Source organism: Lysinibacillus sp. PWR01, assembly GCF_043359455.1.
Classification (GTDB): domain Bacteria; phylum Bacillota; class Bacilli; order Bacillales_A; family Planococcaceae; genus Lysinibacillus; species Lysinibacillus fusiformis_F.
This window is the reverse complement of the sequence record NZ_JBHERJ010000090.1, coordinates 24,503-46,305: the sequence shown is the minus strand read 5'-3', so window position 1 is coordinate 46,305 and position 21,803 is coordinate 24,503. Positions and strand designations below refer to the sequence as shown.

The 21,803-nt window shown below is 37.2% G+C and carries 22 protein-coding genes and 2 other annotated features; of the genes, 14 read left to right on the top strand and 8 right to left on the bottom strand.

Annotated elements, in window-relative coordinates:
- Positions 1-96: 96 nt before the first annotated feature.
- On the bottom strand, positions 97-1,281 hold the full coding sequence (locus ACEVFT_RS21295; protein ID WP_393951239.1) for a hypothetical protein: 1,185 nt from the start codon (positions 1,279-1,281) through the stop codon (positions 97-99).
- A gap of 235 nt (positions 1,282-1,516) precedes the next feature.
- Here ACEVFT_RS21295 and ACEVFT_RS21290 point away from each other — a divergent pair, with 235 nt between their 5' ends.
- From ACEVFT_RS21290 to ACEVFT_RS21275, 4 genes are all read left to right on the top strand, one after another.
- A complete protein-coding gene (locus ACEVFT_RS21290; protein WP_393951238.1) occupies positions 1,517-2,155 on the top strand; it encodes a BMQ_0737 family morphogenetic spore coat protein in 639 nt (212 codons plus the stop codon).
- Between the two features lie 85 nt (positions 2,156-2,240).
- Entirely contained in the window at positions 2,241-2,813 is a 573-nt protein-coding gene (locus tag ACEVFT_RS21285; RefSeq protein ID WP_393951237.1) for a hypothetical protein, read from the top strand.
- Positions 2,806-3,087 carry a hypothetical protein gene (locus tag ACEVFT_RS21280; RefSeq protein WP_393951236.1) on the top strand — a complete coding sequence of 94 codons (282 nt, stop codon included), beginning with the start codon at positions 2,806-2,808 and terminating at the stop codon, positions 3,085-3,087. The genes ACEVFT_RS21285 and ACEVFT_RS21280 overlap by 8 nt, the downstream gene beginning before the upstream one ends.
- A gap of 11 nt (positions 3,088-3,098) precedes the next feature.
- Entirely contained in the window at positions 3,099-3,833 is a 735-nt protein-coding gene (locus ACEVFT_RS21275) for a hypothetical protein (protein WP_393951235.1), read from the top strand.
- Positions 3,834-4,259: 426 nt separating this feature from the next.
- On the opposite strand, the gene rpmG is transcribed toward ACEVFT_RS21275, so the two are convergent.
- Complete coding sequence (gene rpmG, locus ACEVFT_RS21270; RefSeq protein WP_004231780.1) at positions 4,260-4,409, bottom strand: 50S ribosomal protein L33; 150 nt, start codon at positions 4,407-4,409, stop codon at positions 4,260-4,262.
- Positions 4,410-4,578: 169 nt separating this feature from the next.
- Here rpmG and ACEVFT_RS21265 point away from each other — a divergent pair, with 169 nt between their 5' ends.
- Positions 4,579-5,772, top strand: a complete 1,194-nt coding sequence (locus ACEVFT_RS21265) for a GTP-binding protein (protein WP_393951234.1) — start codon at positions 4,579-4,581, stop codon at positions 5,770-5,772.
- A 20-nt stretch (positions 5,773-5,792) separates the two neighbouring features.
- On the opposite strand, the gene ACEVFT_RS21260 is transcribed toward ACEVFT_RS21265, so the two are convergent.
- Together ACEVFT_RS21260 and ACEVFT_RS21255 are read right to left on the bottom strand one after the other, a co-directional pair.
- A complete protein-coding gene (locus ACEVFT_RS21260) occupies positions 5,793-6,335 on the bottom strand; it encodes an isoprenylcysteine carboxyl methyltransferase family protein (protein ID WP_393951233.1) in 543 nt (180 codons plus the stop codon).
- A gap of 1 nt (position 6,336) precedes the next feature.
- Complete coding sequence (locus ACEVFT_RS21255) at positions 6,337-7,419, bottom strand: type III polyketide synthase (RefSeq protein ID WP_393951232.1); 1,083 nt, start codon at positions 7,417-7,419, stop codon at positions 6,337-6,339.
- A 404-nt stretch (positions 7,420-7,823) separates the two neighbouring features.
- On the opposite strand from ACEVFT_RS21255, the gene rsgA reads away from it, so the two are divergent.
- The 4 genes from rsgA (at position 7,824) to metG (ending at position 12,042) form a co-directional block, all read left to right on the top strand.
- Entirely contained in the window at positions 7,824-8,894 is a 1,071-nt protein-coding gene (gene rsgA / locus ACEVFT_RS21250; RefSeq protein ID WP_393951231.1) for a ribosome small subunit-dependent GTPase A, read from the top strand.
- A 17-nt stretch (positions 8,895-8,911) separates the two neighbouring features.
- Positions 8,912-9,337 carry a FosM family fosfomycin resistance protein gene (fosM, locus tag ACEVFT_RS21245; protein ID WP_393951230.1) on the top strand — a complete coding sequence of 142 codons (426 nt, stop codon included), beginning with the start codon at positions 8,912-8,914 and terminating at the stop codon, positions 9,335-9,337.
- Positions 9,338-9,352: 15 nt separating this feature from the next.
- Positions 9,353-10,000: an HAD hydrolase-like protein gene (locus tag ACEVFT_RS21240; RefSeq protein ID WP_393951229.1), complete on the top strand. Its 648-nt coding sequence runs from the start codon at positions 9,353-9,355 to the stop codon at positions 9,998-10,000.
- Positions 10,001-10,087: 87 nt separating this feature from the next.
- Positions 10,088-10,349, top strand: a binding site (T-box leader).
- A gap of 58 nt (positions 10,350-10,407) precedes the next feature.
- Entirely contained in the window at positions 10,408-12,042 is a 1,635-nt protein-coding gene (gene metG, locus ACEVFT_RS21235) for a methionine--tRNA ligase (protein ID WP_393951228.1), read from the top strand.
- A gap of 50 nt (positions 12,043-12,092) precedes the next feature.
- Here metG and ACEVFT_RS21230 read toward each other — a convergent pair whose 3' ends face one another.
- Positions 12,093-13,664 carry a 2-isopropylmalate synthase gene (locus ACEVFT_RS21230; RefSeq protein WP_393951227.1) on the bottom strand — a complete coding sequence of 524 codons (1,572 nt, stop codon included), beginning with the start codon at positions 13,662-13,664 and terminating at the stop codon, positions 12,093-12,095.
- 91 nt (positions 13,665-13,755) lie between these two features.
- Positions 13,756-13,994, bottom strand: a binding site (T-box leader).
- A gap of 196 nt (positions 13,995-14,190) precedes the next feature.
- On the opposite strand from ACEVFT_RS21230, the gene ACEVFT_RS21225 reads away from it, so the two are divergent.
- Positions 14,191-14,964, top strand: a complete 774-nt coding sequence (locus tag ACEVFT_RS21225; protein ID WP_393951226.1) for an HAD-IIB family hydrolase — start codon at positions 14,191-14,193, stop codon at positions 14,962-14,964.
- Between the two features lie 59 nt (positions 14,965-15,023).
- Here the strand turns inward: ACEVFT_RS21225 and ACEVFT_RS21220 are convergent, their stop codons facing one another.
- Positions 15,024-16,718 (bottom strand): methyl-accepting chemotaxis protein, encoded by a 1,695-nt coding sequence (locus ACEVFT_RS21220; RefSeq protein WP_393951225.1) that lies wholly within the window; start codon positions 16,716-16,718, stop codon positions 15,024-15,026.
- A gap of 311 nt (positions 16,719-17,029) precedes the next feature.
- On the opposite strand from ACEVFT_RS21220, the gene ACEVFT_RS21215 reads away from it, so the two are divergent.
- The 3 genes from ACEVFT_RS21215 (at position 17,030) to ACEVFT_RS21205 (ending at position 19,347) form a co-directional block, all read left to right on the top strand.
- The gene (locus tag ACEVFT_RS21215; protein ID WP_393951224.1) at positions 17,030-17,524 is read left to right on the top strand and encodes a DUF1648 domain-containing protein; all 495 of its coding nucleotides are present in this window, start codon (positions 17,030-17,032) and stop codon (positions 17,522-17,524) included.
- Between the two features lie 115 nt (positions 17,525-17,639).
- Positions 17,640-18,230: an RNA polymerase sigma factor gene (locus ACEVFT_RS21210; protein WP_393951223.1), complete on the top strand. Its 591-nt coding sequence runs from the start codon at positions 17,640-17,642 to the stop codon at positions 18,228-18,230.
- A complete protein-coding gene (locus tag ACEVFT_RS21205) occupies positions 18,202-19,347 on the top strand; it encodes a DUF4179 domain-containing protein (RefSeq protein ID WP_393951222.1) in 1,146 nt (381 codons plus the stop codon). The genes ACEVFT_RS21210 and ACEVFT_RS21205 overlap by 29 nt, the downstream gene beginning before the upstream one ends.
- Before the next feature lie 54 nt (positions 19,348-19,401).
- Here ACEVFT_RS21205 and ACEVFT_RS21200 read toward each other — a convergent pair whose 3' ends face one another.
- Positions 19,402-19,761, bottom strand: coding sequence for a BLB8/JUQZ-1 family protein (locus tag ACEVFT_RS21200; RefSeq protein WP_393951221.1), 360 nt, complete (start codon positions 19,759-19,761; stop codon positions 19,402-19,404).
- 411 nt (positions 19,762-20,172) lie between these two features.
- Between ACEVFT_RS21200 and ACEVFT_RS21195 the strand changes: the two genes are divergently transcribed.
- On the top strand, positions 20,173-21,153 hold the full coding sequence (locus tag ACEVFT_RS21195) for a GNAT family N-acetyltransferase (RefSeq protein ID WP_393951220.1): 981 nt from the start codon (positions 20,173-20,175) through the stop codon (positions 21,151-21,153).
- Positions 21,154-21,201: 48 nt separating this feature from the next.
- On the opposite strand, the gene ACEVFT_RS21190 is transcribed toward ACEVFT_RS21195, so the two are convergent.
- Positions 21,202-21,639, bottom strand: coding sequence for an Rrf2 family transcriptional regulator (locus ACEVFT_RS21190; RefSeq protein WP_004231845.1), 438 nt, complete (start codon positions 21,637-21,639; stop codon positions 21,202-21,204).
- Positions 21,640-21,803 lie beyond the last annotated feature (164 nt).

The window sequence follows — 21,803 nt, the reverse complement described above, 5'->3', positions numbered from 1 at the left end:
TGTGTTCTAATAACGCAAAAAAATGTTAGACCAAACTTGTAAATGGTCTAACATTTTTTCTTTTGTCCCAGCCTCGTTTAAAATAGAATGATAATGTTAGCTCCATCTTTTAAAGAAATCGAAAAATGAATTTCTCCCCTTCTTATGTTCTTCCTCAATCGGCTTGTTTACTGGTTCAAGTTGTATAATCTCTTCTTCAATGGATGGATAGACCTCATAGGCTGCTCCACCATTATACACTTCAACATATTCTTCTGTTTCTAATGAAGGGGAATGAAATGTGTCAGCATGCTCTTCTACAGCTTCTAAAATGTTTTGATTGAGCGGCTCACTAGCTATTGCTGCAATGTCTTGATTAACAGACTTGCTAGGTAGCTCCGATATAACTTGTTCAAACGATTCTTTAGGTACGTTGGAAATCTCAAGATTGTTATGTCCATTTTCAGTATGCATAACCTCAATAGGATCGTCTGATTTTTCGGTTTCCATGTTATCCGTTTCAACAATAGAAGATGGTAAGGTATCAATCTCGATGTTTTCATCACTTGAAGTAGGCTGTACAGCAGATGGGTCATAAACACTTACTGGAACTTCCTTCGCATCCGTGGCATTTTTAAAATGGAAGGTAGATTCAACTGTCGTGTTTCTGTATAAACCATTGTATATTTGGCTCGGGTGTGTGTTAATGGATTGAAAATATTGCTGATTAAAATGTCGCTCTTCAGGTTTAGCTGCCTGTAGATCATTGTAAGGAGTTGGAGTACCATTATTTACATTTAGTTGGTGGTTTGTGGCTTTACCTGCCAAACTTTGCAGTAGTCTATAAGATGGTTGTGCTGAAGTAATCATAGTTTGATCTGAAGTCTGTGCCATTCTAGGTTGTCTAGGTAAATGGGTAGCTGAAGTTGGAGCAGGCATTTCAATTGAGGGAGGAACAGTTGTTGTCTCGTTTTCTTCAATAGTTACTAATTTGTTTAAAACCGCTAAAATCTCTTGGTTCGTTCCTTCAATAGTTTGATTTAGAGACGCCAGCTGTAGTGAAAGAAGCTTTATTTGCTCATCATAGCCTTTTATATAAGAATTTTGTTTATTATCTAATGTCTCTGTGATCGAATCTAAATGGGCCATCTGTGTTTTCAGTCCATCAAACTCCTGCTTCATATAAAGGAAATCTTCAATTGACGTCCCCATTTTTAATGAAGTTAACGATTCTCTATAACTCTCGATTTTTTGTTTTAACTTTTCAATTTCTTGAGTGGTGTACAATTTTGACTCTTCCATTGTAGTTCACCCCTTTCAGTCCATTATTAGTTTATTAAAAATATTGACTTTCTGTTACAAATATACCGGTCCTTTCAACATTTTAGTCATCCTTTAGAGAAGAAAGCATATGTAAAATTGATCCTTTGCTGATTTTAACAAATATCATGTGGAACTATTTGTTAGCCCATGCACTTAATGCTGAAAAACATATGCTACAAACGAAAGATAAAAAATTTATGGAGGTGTCAAAAGGATGCAAGAACATATGCCATCCCAGGCGCAGGAACTAATTTGTATAAATGTCGATAAGGTATATGACTGGATTGTAAAGGAAATGTCATTTGATATTTCTCCTACGGGAGCAATTACATTCCCAGGGGTAACGGCAGGGACAGATTTAACAGGTGCTATTGTTACATGTAGAGTAATTCCAGCAGCTACAAATCCAATTGTGATTCTGAACCGTGAGAATCGCCAATTCTCCATCGATGGATCAACTGTTTGTCTGCAACATTTAAATATTCAAAAGAACTTTATTCTGACGATTGTTGTTACTTTACCTACTGGTACTGTTTTCACAAGCGCTGAAATTCCAGTTTCTCGCTGTGAGCAAGTGACATTATGTGCTCCTAAAGGTACAGATGTTGAAATCTTATACACAGATTTAGATTGCTTCGTATGTACAACAGGAACACTTGCAGCTGGAACAGGTACAATTACGTTTTCTGCGTTAACAATTACTGTTGCTGTTTGTCAAAGTATTCAATCTACATTCCCAGTTACAGTTGAATTTTTAGCAACTTTCTGCGAGCCAAGAGCAGATTTACCATTCTCATGCCCAACTGCGGTTCGTCCACAGCAATGCCCTGTTATTTTCCCTACTTTAGGTTAATGGTGCTAATAAATAGAGGAAAGTCATATCATGAAGAGAGGGTAATCCTCTCTTTTTTTGATGGAAAATAACAAGGAGGTATGAAGTGACAGATCGCATTGAAGACAAGATACAGGCACTAAAGGAACAAACAAATGCCTATGTTCATGAAATTAAAAGACTGGTTAAGGAGTTGCCGATTCCGAATAGGGTCAATCTCATTAGTTATTTTACAACCTCGTTTAATATTTCCTATGATCCGGAGCAAGAGAGTTTATGTTTAGGCTCCTATCATATTCATAACATTGGTAGTACAGCCGTCACGAACCCATCTCTGTGTATAACAATACCTAAGGATTCACCGTTTTACTTCTCTGGGAGATATGTTCATGAAAATTTTACCCCCAACTTTAAGACACAGGGGCAGAGTCAGTGGGAGCGTTTTAATGACAAATCAAGCAAAGAGGAGTATTGGCTGAGACCAGTTGGTAAGTCAACAATCGAACCGAACGAAACCATTTCATTTACCAATTTTCAAATAAAATGGTCCTATAATTTATCATATTCAGGCACGATTATGGGTTTTACATATTGCGATCAGCTCACAGATGGTGTTGTAGTTTTAAATCCTATTAATCTAAATGGAATGGGCCAAACACAGGAGGAAGACAATGGGTGACAACGAAAAACAAGAGTTTGGTAGTGTAATTCAGCAATTAGTGAAGGAACAGCTAAGTCGTCGTAATGAACAAGATAATAGCTTTGCCTTTCTTGAAAAAAGTACATTACAGCTTTTAATTGCCTCCCTTGTTTCAGGTGAAAAGAGCCAAGTTGAACAAATAAAAAATCCACAATTAGAAGGAAAGTGGATGAAGCAGCTAGATGAATTACTAGAGGAAAGCAAAGAGCAGTTTGAAGAGGTGGTCGATTTACTAAAAAGATATTCAGGTTAGGGGGTGTGATGATGGACAATGATATTGTGAAAAACAATGATCCAATACAGCTCCAACAAATGATTATTTTTTTACGGGCTGAATTAGCTAAGTATAAAAACGAAGTAAAAAAACTGAGAGATAGTGATTATTACGCTTTAGTACTCCGACTGGAACGAGAGAATGTACAATTAACAAGGCTTAGAAAAGATCTTTCTATGGAGCTATTAAAGTTGAAGAGAGACTTTGACAAGGACTTGCAAGCTTACGATGAAGAAATTCAGAGGAGAGAAGCGCAAAGAAAAAAACAAATTGCATCCATTGAGGCATTATTAAAGGAATTGGCAGAATTGCGAGCTGAAAATAAGTCATTGAAGGACAAAATTCAAGCGTCGAATGATGCTTCAATCGATACAAATCATAGGTCGATTATTGAAGGCATAGATAAAAAGTTAAGTGACTATACAGCTACAGCAGATAAACATATGGAGAATATTATCGAAACACTAGAAAAATATCATCGTGAGAAAGTAGAATCGGACAGCCTTCACCAACATTTATTAAGTGAGTTAGAGATGAAAAATTTGGAAATAGAGAGATTGTCAAATGAATTAGATGTATTGAAAAATCAATCTGATGGTAGCGGCACATCAATGAAACAAGGAGTTCATATTGATGAGCAAATAGATTTTAGATTACGCATGCTCGATGAATTAGATCAGAAATTGAATGAACTAGCGTTAGAAATCAATAGAAAGCAGGTTTAGCTGTGAAAATTTGATAATGACTGTTTCAAAAGTATGCCTTTGAAACAGTCATTTTTTCGTTGATTCGAATGGGAAGCTTCTAAGAAGGGTCCAACCGCTCGTAAAAGGGCCACAACCGCTCAAGAAATAGAGGAAGGTGCTCTAAGGCAGACCGAACCCGCTCCAAAAGAAGATGAAGGCGCTCCAAAGCAGGTCGAACCCGCTCCAAAAGAAGGGGGGACCGCTCCAAAGCAGACCGAACTCGCTCCAAAGCAGGTCGAACCCGCTCCAAAAGAAGAGGAGGGCGCTTCAAAGCAGGCGAGATCCGCTCCAAAAGAAGAGGAACCGGTTCCAAAGCAGGCGAGACCCGCTCCAAAAGAAGAGGAACCCGCTCTAAAACAGGTCAGACCCGCTCCAGAAGATCTTATCTTGACCTCTATTCCAGCATTACTTTGTCTCTCTATGCAGGGTTACACGTTTCAGGCGAGGGGAGTATTTTTTTAGCTCTAATCTTTCAGGATTATTGCGTTTATTTTTAGTCGTAATATAGTTTTTATCACCTGTTTCAGTGCAGGCTAGTGTTACTTGTACACGCATAAAAGGACCTCCTTTTAAATAGTAATTATTACTATTTAAACATTATATTTCTCACAGGATATTGTCAAGTTTATTTTTACAAGTAATAAAAAGCTTTGCATTTTCAAAAGTTATATGATTTAATTACAAATTGTAAATAGTAATGATTACGATTTAAGGAGTTGTAGTAATGACAAAGAGAATTCCAGTTACGGTATTGAGTGGATATTTAGGTTCTGGTAAGACAACAATGATGAATCATGTATTGCAAAACAAAAAGGATTTACGTGTTGCTGTTATTGTGAATGATATGAGTGAAATTAATATTGATGCTGAGCTTATCGCAAATGGTAGTGGTATATCGCGTACAGAAGAGAAATTTGTGGAGCTTTCCAATGGTTGTATTTGCTGTACATTACGAGAGGATTTATTGCAGGAGGTGGAACGCCTTGCGAAGCTAGGTAATATTGATTACATTTTGATTGAATCGACGGGGATTAGCGAGCCGATTCCAGTTGCACAAACATTTAGTTATTTAGATGAGGAGCTCGGCATTGATTTAACAAAGTTTTGTCAATTAGATACGATGGTCACTGTCGTAGATGCACACCGCTTTTGGCATGATTTTCAGTCAGGAGAAAGCTTATTGGAACGGAAGGAAGCGGTTGGTGAATTAGATGAGCGCGATGTTGCGGACCTGCTCATTGATCAAATAGAATTTTGTGATGTCCTTATTTTAAATAAGTGCGATTTAGTATCAGCAGAGGAACTTGAGCGATTAGAGCGTATTTTACGTGCATTACAGCCTGAGGCGAAGCTAATACGTACAACAAATGGTGTTATCGACCCACTTGAAATTTTAAATACAGGACGCTTTGACTTTGAACGTGTCTCCGAATCAGCAGGTTGGTTAAAGGAGTTGGAGCTTGGTCATGAAAATCATACCCCAGAGACAGAGGAGTACGGGATCTCTTCCTTTACCTATAAACGTAAAAGACCGTTCCATCCGATGCGCTTTGTTGAGTGGTGTGATCACATGCCAGATTCAATAGTGCGAGCGAAGGGGATTGTTTGGAGTGCAAGACATCAGGATGTTGCGCTATTATTATCACAAGCGGGGGCATCTGCAAAAATTGAACCCGTGTCTTATTGGGTAGCAGCTCTACCACAAGCACAGCAGCAGGATGTATTCCAGCAAAGCTCTGAAGTATTGGAAGATTGGGATGAAGAGTACGGAGATCGAATGACACAACTTGTTATTATTGGCATTGATCTAGATCGAGAAAGCATCACCAAACAGTTGGACAGCTGTTTGTTAACAGAGGAAGAGTTTCATGCCCCTTGGGAGCGACTACAAGACCCATTTAACTGGGAATGGCATTAAAGAAGAAAAGAAGATTTCGGTTAAGACTCCGAAATCTTCTTTTGAAATACACGATTATAATTAGTAGCATCTCGTAATGCTTTTTCTTCTATAGGTATTCGTACAGAAAGCATTGTAATATTTAATAATGTAAAACAAAATGCCGTAAAGTAAGCCTGAAACATGAGAGGTAGTAAAAGGATTTCCAAACAAACTACCGCATAATTAGGGTGGCGCATATATTCATATGGCCCTTTACGAACAACTTGTGCATCAGGTAAAATGAGAATTTTTGTATTCCAAAAAGCTCCTAAAGAACGAATACACCAGATCCGTAATGCCTGCACAGCTATAAATAATATAAAAAATAATGGAAATAAGGGCGAGATTCCGTTGTTATTTGTAGTGATTTCCACCATTAAAAACAGAAAAAAGCTAATATGCATGGCAACCATATAAGGATAGTGTGAAGCACCTACTTCATAGGCACCTTGTGAAAGCATCCATTTTTCATTGCGCTTAGCAATGACAACCTCTGTCAATCTTTGTAGAACGACAAGGGTGAAAATAAGATAGAAGATCATGTTACTCCCTCCAGTTTAATAATACAGCTTCTGCACAAAAACCAGGGCCAAGAGCTACGAGCAAGCCTGTATCCTCCACTTGTCCTTCATGTAACATAAATTGCTCTAATACATATAACACTGTTGGTGATGACATATTGCCATGTTGCCGCAATATTTCCCGAGAAATGTCGGTTTTTTGGGGAGATAAATAAAGTGTATCTTCATAAGCCTTTAATACCTTTTTTCCTCCAGGATGCGCAATGAAATGAGTAAGTTGTTCGCTATACAGTTCTTGATCCATTAAAAATTGTTCAATGAAAGGTCCGAGCCAATTGGTAATAATAGAAGGAATACTTTTTTGGAAAATAACATGAAGCCCGTTATTTTTTACATCCCAACCCATTACATTTTCTGAATCTGGCATCCATTTAGAACCTGTAGCTAGAATATCAGGGGTTGGTCTTTTTGTTTCGATAGCGACTTCATCTCCACAAACAAGTATACATGCCGCACCATCTGCAAAAAGGGAAGCACCGATTAAATTGCTTTTAGAAAAATCATTTGGCTGAAAAGTGAGGCTACATAACTCGACACAAACGATAAGTACCTTTGCTTGTGGATGGGCTTTACAAAAATCATAGGCTCTACTTACACCAGCAGCTCCTCCTGCACAACCAAGTCCCCATAAAGGAATACGTTTAAGTCGATCTGAAAAGGAAAGCTTGTTCATAACACGTGCATCAATGCTAGGTGTTGAAATTCCTGTACTACTAACAAAAATGATGGCATCAATTTCTTCAGAAGAAATAGGTGTGAATAAAAAGGAGTTATTTTCCAAGCATGATTGAATGACACTTACACTATATTGTGTAGCTAACTCAATATATAAATTATTACGTTCTTCAAAGGAGTGATTCGTACGATGCCATTCAGCTGGTACACAAAAATGGCGTGTGTCGATGCCACCATTTTCAAAAACCTTTAAGTAGCGCTCTAGTTTTGGAATTTTTGCATAGAAAAGCTCTTTCGTTAGTTCCTCTGCATTTTCTTGCTGTAATGTGTAAGGTGGTTGATATGTGCTAATTGAAATGATTTTAGGCAACTCAACATCTCCTCGCATTTAGTGGTTTTTTCATTGTATGCGTGGATGATTGGAATAAATGCTTATAATATTATAATTGACAATTTCTGAAAATTTAGCTATATTGATAACAACTAAATGGAAAGTAGGTGATGTGACATGATGAATAGATCTGTAATTAGCGAACTGCAATTCGGTTTGTTCAATTTCACACGCCTAGAATATACAAAGTGACGCCGTGCTATAACTCGGGGTATTTGTGTATCTTTTAAACGTGCCTGTGAAACCTTGTAACTGCCGAATTGCAGCTACAAGGTTTTTTTATCGTAGTTTAAAAAATGCTAAATTGCGATATGGCCTCTTGCGGATGACATAGAATTTTTCGCTGAGGCATCATTGATATGCACGTTTAGGAGGAAAATAAATTGAAATTAACAACATTAGGTTTTACAACATATTTTGAAGAGCAAATGATAGAAATGAAAGAACAGGCTAAATTAAAAAATTGTGTGCCTGCAAGGGTTACTTTAGAGCATAAGCATTCTTATCGCGTGTTAGCTGAAGAGGGAGAATGGCTGGCGACAATTGCTGGTCATTATGCGTATACGTCTTTAGCTCGAGAGGACTATCCAGCAGTTGGTGATTGGGTGCTAGTAGAGAAAATGCCCGGTGAGGAACGAGCAATTATTCATCAGCTATTGCAACGAAAATCGGTATTTTCACGTAAAGTTGCAGGAACGGAAATTCAAGAACAGATTGTCGCATCAAATGTCGATATCGTGTTACTTGTTATGAGCTTGAACGCTGATTTTAATATTCGACGTTTGGAGAGATATTTAGTGGCCGCTTGGGATTCAGGTGCAAAGCCTATTATTGTCCTGACAAAAGCAGATTTGTGCGAGGATGTTTCGAGCTTAGTGCAAGAAGTGGAGTCTGTAGCCTTTGGTGTAGATATTTTTGTAACGAGTGCTCTATCCGGCGAAGGTCTAAAGGAAATTCAGTCGTTATTCACAGAGGGAGTCACTGGAGCATTATTGGGGTCTTCAGGAGCAGGAAAATCCACATTAACAAATGCCTTATGTGGTGAGGTACTGATGAAAGTAGCAGGTATTCGTGAGGATGATGCTAAGGGACGTCATACAACAACCCATCGAGAGCTAGTAGTATTGCCTGCTGGTGGCTGTTTAATCGATACGCCAGGAATGCGTGAGTTTCAATTGTGGGATCAAGGTGACAGCTTAGCTTCAAGCTTTCAAGATATTGAGGAACTAGCAAAAGCTTGTCGTTATCGTGATTGTACGCATCAAAAAGAGCCTTATTGTGCTGTCCAGCAAGCTATTGTAGATGGGGACTTAGATCAATATCGTCTACAAAGTTATTTTAAGCTGCAAAGAGAATTGGCTTACATGGAGCGCAAAGCAAATACCCAGGCAAAACTTGAGGAACAACGCAAGTGGAAGCAAATAGCTAAGGGAATGAAAAAGGGAAAAAAATAAACATTGGGAGCACAGCTATGACAATTCAAAACATCAATCATTTACTGTTTTCAGTATCTAATCTAGAGGAATCCATCACATTTTATGAAAAAGTATTCGATGCCAAGTTGCTAGTAAAGGGGAACAGCACAGCCTATTTTGATGTAAATGGGCTGTGGCTCGCTCTTAATGTTGAGAAGGATATACCGCGCAATGACATCCATCAGTCCTATACGCATATTGCCTTCACAATCGCGGAAGATGACTTTGATAAGATGTATGACAAATTGGTGCAACTAAAGGTCAATATTTCAGCCGGTCGACAAAGAGATGAGAAGGACAAAAAATCGATTTACTTTACGGACCCAGATGGTCATAAATTTGAGTTTCATACAGGAACTTTGCAAGATCGTTTGGATTATTATAAGCAAGAAAAGCCGCATATGGCGTTTTTTGATAATTAATCAAGGAGTGATTCTATGAATAAAGCGTTTATTTTTGATATGGATGGCACATTATTTCAAACCAATCTTATTTTAGAGCCTGCGCTCGATGCAACATTTGATGTGCTGCGGACAAATGGCTTATGGCAGGGAGAAACGCCGATAGAAAAATATCGAGAAATAATGGGGGTTCCTTTACCTGTTGTGTGGGAAACATTATGCCCTATGCATACGCTAGAGATACAAGAAGAGAGCAATGTATTATTCCATGTAAAGCTGATTGAGCAAATACGTGGACATAAGGGTGCATTGTATCCACATGCTGAGCAAACCCTTGCAACATTGTCAGAGAATTATCCGTTATACATAGCGAGTAATGGACAGGTTGACTATTTACAAGCAATCGTTGAAACCTATCAGTTGGAGCGTTTCATAAAGGGTATCTACAGCATTCAAGCTATTGCAAGTGGGCATAAATCAGACTTGGTCAAAAGAGTTGTAGATGAAAATAAAATTGAGTACGGAGCAGTGGTAGGAGATCGTTCTTCGGATATCCAAGCTGCACAGGATAATCAATTACTATCGATAGGTGTACGCTTTGACTTTGCACAGGACAAGGAATTAGAAAAAGCAGATATAGTAATCGATGATTTAACTGCATTGGTAAATGTTACATTAGATTAACGCACGAAAGTGTATCAAAAAAGGGACGATTTAACGACAATCATTGCATTTCCTCACAAGAAGGCGTAAAATAGTGCCAATCCTATAGACAAAGCATTGAAAAGGAAAAGTAAATTGGATTAACATTTTGTAGAGAGCCTCTGTTGGTGGAAATGAGGTAAATGAACCCTTTTGAAAATGACCTTTGAGCTTCGTACCGAAAGCTTTTTAGCCAGTAGATTACGACGAGATGGGCACTCGTTACAACAGCGGCAGTATCTCTCTTTTTGAATGGAGACGTACTGATAGAGGCAAATAGTGTGAGCTATTTGTAAATATAGGTGGTAACACGGGTATACTCGTCCTAATCAGATTTGATTAGGGCGATTTTTTTTTTACCATTTTTTCTGTGAGGGGAGCAATTTAGAATGACGATTGTTATTGGAGGCGCTTGGCCGTATGCAAATGGCTCTTTGCATTTAGGGCATGTTGCCGCATTATTACCAGGTGATATTTTGGCTAGATATTACCGACAAAAGGGTGAGCAGGTTTTATATGTATCAGGCAGTGATTGTAATGGTACACCTATTTCTATTCGTGCCGCGCAAGAGAATACAACGACAGAGGCTATTGCCAATCACTATCATGATGAATTTACTAGATGCTTTCATGATTTAGGATTTACCTATGATTTGTACACAAGAACGGATGCGGAGCACCACCATGAATCCGTTAAGGCCCTTTTTTTACAGCTACTGGCTAATAATTTTTTATACAAAAAGAAAATTGAACAGGCTTACTGTGAGACGGATAAGCAATTCCTACCAGATCGATTTGTCGAGGGGCTCTGTCCAAATTGTGGAGCGAAAGCAAGGGGAGATCAATGTGATAACTGCTCAGAAATTTTAGACCCATTGGATTTAATTGATAAGCGCTGCAAAATTTGTGGGAATGAACCTGTTATTCGGGAAACGGAGCACTTTTATTTTACCTTTAGTCAATTTCAAGGAAGATTGGAGTCTTATTTAGCTCAAGCGAAAGCCGAGAAACGCTGGCGAGACAATGCTTTAGGGTTAACGGAGCGATACTTGGCAGAAGGAGTTCCTGACCGAGCAGTAACAAGAGATTTACCGAATGGCATAGATGTTCCAGTGCCAGGTTTTGAAGGGAAAAAAATATATGTATGGATTGAAGCTGTAGCAGGGTACTTAACAGCAAGTTTAGAATGGGCAAAAGAGCATCAATTAGCCATTGAAGATTTATGGAATGAAGAGACCATTTCATACTATGTACATGGAAAGGATAATATTCCATTCCATACAGTTATTTGGCCAGCCATTTTAATGGGAATTGGATCTAAGGCATTACCTACCCATATTGTATCAAATGAGTATTTAACATTAGAAAAACGCAAATTATCTACTAGTCAGAATTGGGCTGTATGGGTTCCTTATATTTTAAGTCGTTATGATGCGGACTCTATCCGTTACTTCTTAACGATGAATGCGCCGGAAAATCGTGATACTGATTTTTCATGGCGGGAATTTATTTATAGCCATAATGGTGAACTACTCGGAGCCTATGGTAATTTTGTGAACCGTACATTGAAGTTTATTGAAAAATCATTTGCTTGTCGGGTTCCACAAGCTGAGGTGGATAGCAACATTCGAAAACAAACCGTACAATTGTTTAATGAAGCGGGTATTCTTATCGAAGGTGGCCATTTCAAACAGGCGTTAGAGTCCATTTTTGAGTATATTCGTGGAGCTAATCGTTATTTTGATGAACAACAGCCATGGCTACAGGTAAAAGAAAACGTAGAGGCATGTAATCGTGCATTAGCAACTTGCGTCTATATCATTGCGAATTTAGGACAGCTGCTGCATCCCTTCTTACCGTTTTCAGCAAAGAAAATAAGAAACATGGTAGGTATAAATGAAATGATGTGGCATGAGCAAGTAGAGCTGCCTCAATTAATTCAAGAGGTGACGCCATTGTTTGAACGTCTTGATATTGAACGAATTGATGAGGAATATCAAAAATTAGTTAGGGATAGTCACTAGGATTGAAAAAGCAGTATGACTCATGGGCCATACTGCTTTGCTATTTTCATTTAATTCATAACAGGTGTTAATTTTGTCACTACAATGCTATTGATCGCATTAATATAGGCTAGAGCACTTGCCTTAAGAATATCTGTATCCGCTGCTTTTGCAATATACTTTTCGCCTTCGTGTTCAATCGTAATTTTTACTTTACCTAAAGCCTCTTTGCCTCGTGAAACACTATTGATATTATATTCCACTAGTTTTACATCCATATTTGTAATTTCTGCAATGGCTGAATACAGGGCATCGATTGGGCCAGAGCCTACTGCACTAGCTTTAAATATTTCGCCGCCTTTACGAACCTTAACACTTGCAGAAGGGAAGCTTGTATTGCTGACGACTTGTAGATCATCGAAATCAAAGAATTGTTCACTATAATGTGTAGCATTTTTATTATTGGCATCATGTTTTTCATAATAGCTTTCAACAATAACGTATAAGTCGTGATCATATACTTCTTTCTTCGCATCGGCTAGCTTTAAGAATCCTTCAAAAATACCCTCAAATTCCTCTGTAGAAAGATTAGTAAACCCTAATTTTTCAAGAGCATTTTTCACTGCATGGCGACCAGAGCGGGCTGTTAGTACTAGCTCCATATCATCAAGACCAACATCCTCAGGATGAACAATTTCATAAGCATCACGTGATTTTAACAAACCATCCTGATGAATACCAGAAGAATGGGCAAATGCATTATCTCCTGTAATGGCTTTATTGACCTGTACATCTAAGCCCATAAAGCTAGAAACAAGACGTGAAGTATTTATAATTTCTTTTGTATTAATACGCGTTTCGGCATTGTAGACGGAGCTGCGAGTTTTAAGTGCCATGACAACTTCTTCTAATGCAGCATTACCTGCGCGTTCACCGATACCATTGATTGTACATTCTACCTTATCTGCACCATTTTTAATAGCAGCTAGCGTATTAGCGGTTGCCATTCCAAGATCATTGTGACAATGAACACTTAAAAGAACGCTATCGTCTAAATTTTTCATACGGTCATTTAATTTAAAAATCATCTCTCCAAATTCCTCTGGCTCTGCAAAGCCTACCGTATCAGGAACGTTAATCATCGTTGCGCCAGCTCTCATAACAGCTTCAATCGTTTTCCAAAGATATTCAAAGTCAGAACGAGAGGCATCCTCTGTGGAATATTGAACTTGTGGTAATAATGTTTTAGCGTATTTCACAGCATCCACGCCAATTTGTAAAATTTGGTCTTTTGACTTGCTGAATTTTTTCTCCACATGAATATCAGATGTTCCTAGTACCATGTGAATCATCGGGTTTTGAGCGTATTTCACAGCATTATAGACAGCATCGATATCAGCTTTTACAGCACGTGCTAATGCCGTAATCATAATGTCGTTTGTGTTGCCAACCTTTTCAGCTACAGCTTTGACGGCATCAAAATCACCTTGTGAAGAAGCAGGGAATCCAGCTTCGATAATATCAACACCCAATTTTTTCAGCTGCTGTGCAATTTCTACTTTTTCATAAAGATTTAGCTTTGCTCCAGGCACCTGTTCGCCATCACGTAAAGTTGTATCAAACACCCAAATTTTTCTTCCCATTTTCAAACACTCCTTTTTAGTGATTAGTATCTAAAATTTACACGTAGGCCAATAAGTCATTAAAAAATAAAAAAACCCGTCTCTATGTAAAAATAGAGACGAGTTTATGCTCGCGGTACCACTCTAATTGACCTTCTCTTTATAGAAAAAGTCCCCTTATCGACAGCTATCACTGTCTATCCTGTTAACGGGGGAAACCGACATCCCTTACTAAAAAGTTCAGAGAGTAGCTCATGGACGAGTTCAAAATGTGTGCCTACCGATTTACACCAACCATCGGCTCTCTACAAGTACACAACCACTTTTACTATTTCCAATCTTGGCCTGCAATGTGTTGTTGAAAGCAATATTACTTGGATATTAACTTCCTGTCAATAATATTCTAAAAATTTATTTAATTCTGTCTTAAGTAATATCTATCTTATTAAATATTTGATATTTAGTGAAGTGTAGAAGGAAGCACTAAAAAATGTATTTTCTGTGAGATAATAATGAAGTGAGTTAGCATATGAAAGGTAGGAAAATCATGAAATTTGTCTTTGATTTAGATGGTACTATTTGTTTTAAAGGTAAGCCATTAAGTGAAGAGATCACTAATGCATTGGAGGCATGTAGATGGCTTGGACATGAAGTCATTTTTGCCTCAGCCAGACCGATACGTGATCTACTACCTGTATTACCGGAATCGATGCGAAAATATCCAATGGTAGGTGGGAATGGCGCATTTATTGCTCGTGATGGTGAAACAATTGAGGTAACAGCATTTACTACAGAAGTAGCTGACGCAATTCGCCAGGTTATCACAGCTTTTCAATTACCATACCTAGTAGATAGTCATTGGGATTATGCTTATACAGGTAGTGAGGATCATCCGATTTACCAAAATATAGATCCTTTAAAAGCAGCTAAAAAGGTAGCCTTGCAGGATATTAGAGACATAGTAAAAGTTGTTTTATTTCCTGGTGAGAATGTTGATGCTGTATTATCTGAGCTACAAAAGCTTCCTGTTTGTCTATATGAGCATACATCAGAAAATATAGTGGATATAAGCCCTTATGGCATTGACAAGTGGAATGGCTTATCTAAATTGGGTGTTGAGGCAGGAGAGTTTATCGCCTTTGGCAATGATGCAAACGATGCTTCTATGTTTTTGAAAGCTAAGGAAAGTGTTTGTGTAGGAGGGCATCAGGTACGTGAAAAGGCCTCTTTACAAGTTGCGAGCGAGGAAGATGCTGTTATTGGGATGCTTGAGATGTTAAGCGAAAAGTATAGCGGAAACATAGCAAATAGAAATACATAAAACATGAAAAAACTGCTCATTTTCTAGAGGCTATAAACCTAAAGAAAACGAGCATTTTTTTATTCTACCTTAAAACGAGAGACTTGCGTGTGAAGCTCTTCTGCCATATTTGAAAGTGTTGCTGCTGAAGCTGCTACTTCTTCGATAGTAGCTAATTGTTCTTCGGAAGCAGATGCAACATTTTGTAAATTAGATGAGGACATTTGGGCAATAGTTGCGATTTCATCAAAGGAAGCATAAATTTGCTCTGCACTGGAGGACATCTCCTCAGACACTGTCGTTGCTTCTTGAATTTGCATGGATACTTGCTCAATAAGCTCAACAATCTTAGAGAAACCTTCTTCTGCTACCTTCACTACTTGCATACCAATTTGAACCTCTTGAGTACCAGTATCCATCACCGTTACAGCACGGTTTGTATCCTGCTGTATTTCAGAAATCAAGGTAGCGATTTGCTCAGCGGATTTTTTTGATTGCTCTGCTAGCTTTTTCACTTCATCTGCAACGACTGCAAAGCCACGTCCGTGATCGCCTGCACGGGCTGCTTCAATTGCTGCATTAAGTGCTAATAAATTTGTTTGTTCTGCAATATCGGTAATTATGCCAATGATATTACCAATTTCAATGGAATGTCCGTCTAAATTTTTAACAACACTTGCTGACTCTAAGACAGCCGTATTGATTGTAGTCATCTGAGATATTACACGATGTAAAGAATCATTCCCTTTCTTAGCCTCTGAATTTGTCTCGATTGCCAGTTCAGAAACAGCCGCAGTAGTAGAAGCTAATTGTTGTATACCCTTTGTCATGTTTTTCATGGCTTCTGAGCTTTCAGTTGCATTTTTCCCTTGAGCCTCTGAGCCACTAGCAACCTCTTGAATAGAAGAAGTGATTTGCTCTGTAGCCTGTATAGTTTGATCTGCACTGGCTGTTAACTCAGCAGCAGAACCACTTACTTGTACAGTGTTTTGGCGTACATTGGTAATTAAATCCTTTAAATTTGCAGCCATTTGATTAAAAGCAAGCGCTAAATCACCCACTTCATCACGATTCTTTATGCGAATTTCTTCAGCTGTTAAGTCACCCTCAGCTATTTTTTTCGCAGCCTTGGCCATGCCGTTAATTGGGCGAGACATTAGACTACCAACCACCATAGCAATTATCAGACTTATGACAACAGCAAAGACCCCAAGTAGCATCATTTGGAGTTTGATATCTTGAATTTGGCTTGATGTAGCAGCCATTTTTCCTTCAACATACTCATTTTGATAATTAGAAAGGTTTTCAACACGCTCGTCGAATTGTTTAATAATTAAGCGTCCTTGAGTGCTGTCCAATTTTTCGTACTTTTCTGTTTCTCCAGCAGCTTTTAAGTCAAACATACGATCTGCAAATTGTTGAACACTTTGCTCACTTTTATTAATAGCTTCAAGTAGCTTAATTGATTTTTCTGAATCCAAAGTAGCCATTAATTCTTCTGATTTTTGTTTAAATTCCTCGCGTGAGGCTTGATTGCTTTGAAAATTTTGTTTGTCTCCAAGTAGTAGGTAACCACGCATGCTGACAATTTCCTGTTTTGCAATCACCCGTAACTCCTGAATACTTATAGATTTAGTAGTTTGTTCCTCCAGTAATGTACGATAGGTCTTATTCACAGAATCAAGCTGTTTTATATTTAAGCCGATTGTTGTAACGAGTACTAAAATAACTATAAAAAAACCGAGTAATAATTTCTTGTAGATAGTAAATCGCATAGTTGAAATATCCTTTCTCAGTAATTAGTAGAAATGTTACAAAATAATGAAATATGTATATATATCATTTATATCAGATTATATGGATTTTACAAAGTATTATGAGTATTTCTACTGTAATTAGTAGTTTGAAAATGGGTATTATTAATATATGAAGTAATAAAAAAAGTAGATTTTATAGCTATAATGCTACTAATAATAGGGATAGTTAATGGTGAATGTTGAATATTAAGTCAATTTTCATAAATTTTGAAACTTTAATAGTAGTCATAACGTAGAAGCAGTAAAGGAAAAAAACAGGGGTGGAGAAAATGTTTAGGCCAATTTTAAAGTTACCTAAAACAAAATCAGAAAAGATATGGGACTATATTGGTGGTAGTATATTTATTTTATCCATCTTTTATATTATATTGGCATGGGGGAAGTTGCCTGATGAAATACCTGGTCATTTCAATGGGATGGGTGAGGTTGATCGCTGGGGTTCAAAAATTGAATTATTTATTCTTCCATTCATCGGTTTATTTTTATGGATTGTAATGGGCCTGCTAGAAAAAGCACCTCATATGCATAATTATCCAGCACGTTTAAATGAAAGTAATGTAAAAGCATTTTATTTGAATAGCAGAAAAATACTAAATGAAGTGAAAAATATCTGTCTCATTTTATTTGCTTTTATATCGGTTCAGATGGTTCGTATTGGTCTTGGTGAGGTAAATTCATTAGGTTGGTGGTTCCTACCCATTGTATTGATAGGTGTATTGATCCCAATCATTAAAGGGTTTATAACAAGCTACAAAATAAAATAGTGAGTCTTAAACGCTTAGGATACTCTTAAGCGTTTTATTTTTGTGAAAAAATTTTTTTATGTGTCACAAATGGCTGTTGATTTCAGTTATATAGATTGGAAAGGGGGGAACAACTTTGACTGCACTAAATCAATCAAAAGAGCGGGCTGATATAGATATTCAATCCATTGTGGAGCAAGTTCAATCAGGTGACACACGTGCCTATGCAGAAATCATTCGTTGTTTTCAAAAGCAAATTTATATTTATTGTTACTATATGCTAGGAACCAAAGAGGAGGCGGAGGATGCTTCACAAGATATTTTTATTAAGGGATTAGAAAATATTCATAAATTTTCTTATACGGTTTCCTTGTCAGCATGGCTTTATAAAATTGCCCACCATCATTGTATTGATGTCATAAAAGCCAAAAATAAGGGCTATAAATTTTGGCTAAATCTGAAGCAAGAACAGGTGAAGCAGACGCAAGCTCCGATACCTGAATATGATGAAATGGTACATAGGCTATTGGAAAACTTACATGTAGATGAAAAAAGGATTTTATTACTTCGTTCTATTGAGGAGTATGGCTTTGATGAAATTGCTGCCATTATGGATATGAAAGCAGCCACAGTAAGAAAAAAGTATGAACGATTACGTAAAAAATTGATGAAGGAAAATATGTTAGGAGGGGATATTTATGGACACTCGTTCAAAACTGGAGGATAAGGAGTTAACTCAGATAGAAAGGTTTATTCGGGAAACACCTGTGGAAGTGGATTTGGTAAATCGGACAATGGACAAATATGAAAGTAAACGTAACTCAAAGCAGCCAGAAAGTTTTAGAACCCATAAGAAAATGCGCCAAAGAGTGATGATGATGATGACAGCCTCTGCAGCAATGATTTTTAGTCTGGTATTTATCACTGGCTTAATTTCACCAACGATGGCAGCAACAATGAAGGAAGTACCAGTACTATCATCTATTTTTAAACTTGCGGGTGATTTAGGTCTTAAAACTGCTGATGAAAAAGGACTTTCAACGAAACTTCATACAAGTGTTACTAAAGATGGCTTTACATTAAGTGTATCTGAAGTAGTGTATGACGGTACACGTGTTTCAATTGCTATTGAACGTCCCCATATAGAAAATGAGAAAGAAACTTTACAGGAGCGTATCAGTGATATCAAATTGTTCATTAATGATGTTCCTATTAACTCATTTGCCCCAGAAAATTCAAATTCTATCGGAATTATGATGCACCCTGGGAAAGATAATGATTCTGCAATCATTGAATTTGCGGATCTTAGAAATCAAGGTGGACGTCCTTTCCCCGAACAGTTTGATTTAACAATTAGTACTACCATAACGGGTATACAGAACCCTTTAAAAATTGATATTCCTGTGAAAAATAAAATAGAAGACTATGTAACTTTACAACCTAATGTAAGCCGAGATTACGACAATATTCGCTTTACTGTAAAAAAAATCGAACTCACGCCAATCACGACAAATATAACTACACAAATTATTTTGACTGACAACTCAAAATTCACGCTATCACCAATAGCAAAGGACATGGATGTAGATATTTTTGATGAACAAGGCAATAAACTTAAATTAATTAATGGGAATGGTTGGAATGATCCGAATGATAGCGATCAAATTATTGATTATCGATTCCATCCATTTGAATCCATTCCAAAAACAATAACCTTCAAACCATATATCCAGCTTTATGAGGAAAACCAAATGGGGGTATACAAATTGGATGAAAACGGCAAAGAGATGATTCAATATATTCCTGAGCTAGAGGTTACAATACCTATTAATTCACAAAAATAAAATAGTAGAGAAAGTGAGACAAAGCTCACTTTCTCTACTATCTAGTATTTCAAATTATCTAATTACTACAAAAGTAAAAACGCCAAGGACAGATCCATCTGATTTAAAAGCTTTAACTTGAGCTGTACCTACATTTTTACCAATAGCCAGACTCCCTTTAAGTTCGATAGCATTCATTCCGTATAAAAGTAGATGGTGGGTACCCTGCATTTTGAATGGTTGACCAACAAATATTTCATGTGTAGCATCTCGAGGTTGGATACCTATCTCTTCTCCATCCGCAGGTTCAAAAGTAACTGTCATTTTAAATTCATCATTTGAGTTAATTGATTCTTCTAAAGCTGATGCAGGAACCTCATATGTATTTCCTATTGCATTTGTTTCTAATTCAGAAGCACTAGCATAATCCACCACCGACAATAGTTGTGCTTAGGCTACAGAAGCTAACTTACCAAAATACTTCTTCAGTTTACTTTTTAATTTTGAATTAAATTCCAACAAGTGATAACATTACAAAAATACCATGTCAAAAATTTTGTGGAAAAAATTATATATTTTACAATAAGTGTTTTATAATGAAATGTTGCAAAGCGAGTAATGCATAAAATACAGTTGATCTTTTTATAGAAAGGAATAATGAAAGCATTAATAAAGTAAACTTTTTTATAACTCGTTTTGATGTAGTTTTTGTTGCCTTTATTTAAAGTAGTTTGTAAGGCTACAAAGATTATTACATTTTATGTATGTTCCAATCGATGAAAAAGTTTTTCGTAAGCTTTACAATAAAGAAAATGTATTGTTAACAGAAATAAAGGAGAATAGAAGATGACGGTAACTTTAGTGAGACACGATATCAAATATGCCGAGGCTATGCATGCGTTGTCTTCTATGCCACAGGTTCGTGATGCCCTTGGCTTACCTGCTGGCAAGGTAGAAGACACGATTCATTTTATTAAGCGTGAACGTATAGATGAAGAAGAAGGTAAAACCGTTCCTCGTGTGGTTTTAAATGAGGAGGGGCAAGTCATTGGTGTTACATCTCTGATGTTTATAGACCATCATAAAAAGAGCTGTCATATCGGCTCTTGGCTTGGCTATCAATTTTGGGGGAAGGGCTATAATCTTGAAGCAAAAAAGGCTATCTTAGATATTGCGTTTTTTGAGCTAGGATTATCACGTGTATTTGCAGGAGCACGGAAGGTTAATATCCGTTCACAAAAAGCCCAAGAAAAGCTACCTTTTGTTCGAGTAGGGGTGGAAAAAGATTATCCTGAGGAGCATTTGTGGTTAGAAGTGAAGGAAAAGCAACCTTGTGTATTAAATGTTTTTGAACGAGAAGATTATGTCCGTTATCGAACATCCCTAGAGAATGTAGAAGGAAACAGAGAGACATTTTTACCTCAGCTTTTATTAGCGGATGAAAGTGAAGTGGCGGTTCGGAAATATTTAGATACGGGTACATTATATAAAATTAATTGTGGAGAAATGCTGGTGGGAGTGGCATTAGTCGTTCCTCAAACCGATAATACAATTGAATTGAAAAATATTGCTATTGTACCAAAGTATCAAGGGAAGGGAATAGGCAAAGAGATATTGCGACAACTCACTGAAAAATGCCAAAAGGATGGGTATCAAACGGTGTTGGTTGGAACGGCGAACTCAAGTATTGATAATATAGCCTTTTATCAAAAAGCAGGCTTTCGCATGGAGGCTATTGAAAAGGATTTCTTCAGTCATTACCCAGAACCAATTTATGAAAATGGTATTCGTGCATTGGATATGATTTTCTTTTCAAAGCAATTATAAGCAACTTCATAAAAAAATACCCGTTCAACAAATGTTGAGCGGGTATTTTTATTTACCGAGCAGTAGAGCCATTAATTTTTCCTTAGAATGAAGGAAATCGTCCAAGGTGTATTGATCTAACACGTTCAAATAGGCTTGCAAAGCTTCATACAGCACACCTTTTAATTGACATTCTGGAGCTATTTTACATAGGTTATTTTCTTTATCGAAACATTCTACAAGATGAAAATCCTCTTCTGTATGACGCACAATTTCACCAATGGTAATGGTTTTTGGATCGATAGCAAGGCGAATACCACCACCGCGTCCACGAATTGTTTCAATGTAACCTAATAACCCAAGCTGGTGTGTCACCTTCATTAAATGGTTTTTCGATATATTATAAGCATCTGAGATCTCTTGAATAGTTGATAATTGACCATCTTCCTTTGCGCCTAAATAGATAAGTGTGCGCAGAGAGTAGTCCGTGTATAAAGTTAAGCGCATCCGAACACCCTACTTTCTATAATTCAAAATAATTATAGCATTTTTACATTGAAGTATAATATCTTCAACCTATTTTTAAAGATGTATTTAAAATACATCAAATATGTCTATTTTGTTAAAGATGTATTTTAGATATTGCTTTAAGAGAATGAAAGCGTTATATT

Coding starts and splice junctions, on each gene's coding strand:
- ACEVFT_RS21280 (WP_393951236.1), top strand. CDS start 2,806: ATGGGTGACAACGAAAAACAAGAGTTTGGTAGTGTAATTCAGCAATTA.
- ACEVFT_RS21215 (WP_393951224.1), top strand. CDS start 17,030: ATGTTTAGGCCAATTTTAAAGTTACCTAAAACAAAATCAGAAAAGATA.
- rpmG (WP_004231780.1), bottom strand. CDS start 4,409: ATGCGTGTACAAGTAACACTAGCCTGCACTGAAACAGGTGATAAAAAC.
- ACEVFT_RS21260 (WP_393951233.1), bottom strand. CDS start 6,335: ATGATCTTCTATCTTATTTTCACCCTTGTCGTTCTACAAAGATTGACA.
- ACEVFT_RS21275 (WP_393951235.1), top strand. CDS start 3,099: ATGGACAATGATATTGTGAAAAACAATGATCCAATACAGCTCCAACAA.
- ACEVFT_RS21290 (WP_393951238.1), top strand. CDS start 1,517: ATGCAAGAACATATGCCATCCCAGGCGCAGGAACTAATTTGTATAAAT.
- ACEVFT_RS21295 (WP_393951239.1), bottom strand. CDS start 1,281: ATGGAAGAGTCAAAATTGTACACCACTCAAGAAATTGAAAAGTTAAAA.
- ACEVFT_RS21225 (WP_393951226.1), top strand. CDS start 14,191: ATGAAATTTGTCTTTGATTTAGATGGTACTATTTGTTTTAAAGGTAAG.
- ACEVFT_RS21195 (WP_393951220.1), top strand. CDS start 20,173: ATGACGGTAACTTTAGTGAGACACGATATCAAATATGCCGAGGCTATG.
- ACEVFT_RS21190 (WP_004231845.1), bottom strand. CDS start 21,639: ATGCGCTTAACTTTATACACGGACTACTCTCTGCGCACACTTATCTAT.
- ACEVFT_RS21240 (WP_393951229.1), top strand. CDS start 9,353: ATGAATAAAGCGTTTATTTTTGATATGGATGGCACATTATTTCAAACC.
- fosM (WP_393951230.1), top strand. CDS start 8,912: ATGACAATTCAAAACATCAATCATTTACTGTTTTCAGTATCTAATCTA.
- ACEVFT_RS21265 (WP_393951234.1), top strand. CDS start 4,579: ATGACAAAGAGAATTCCAGTTACGGTATTGAGTGGATATTTAGGTTCT.
- ACEVFT_RS21230 (WP_393951227.1), bottom strand. CDS start 13,664: ATGGGAAGAAAAATTTGGGTGTTTGATACAACTTTACGTGATGGCGAA.
- metG (WP_393951228.1), top strand. CDS start 10,408: ATGACGATTGTTATTGGAGGCGCTTGGCCGTATGCAAATGGCTCTTTG.
- ACEVFT_RS21220 (WP_393951225.1), bottom strand. CDS start 16,718: ATGCGATTTACTATCTACAAGAAATTATTACTCGGTTTTTTTATAGTT.
- ACEVFT_RS21205 (WP_393951222.1), top strand. CDS start 18,202: ATGGACACTCGTTCAAAACTGGAGGATAAGGAGTTAACTCAGATAGAA.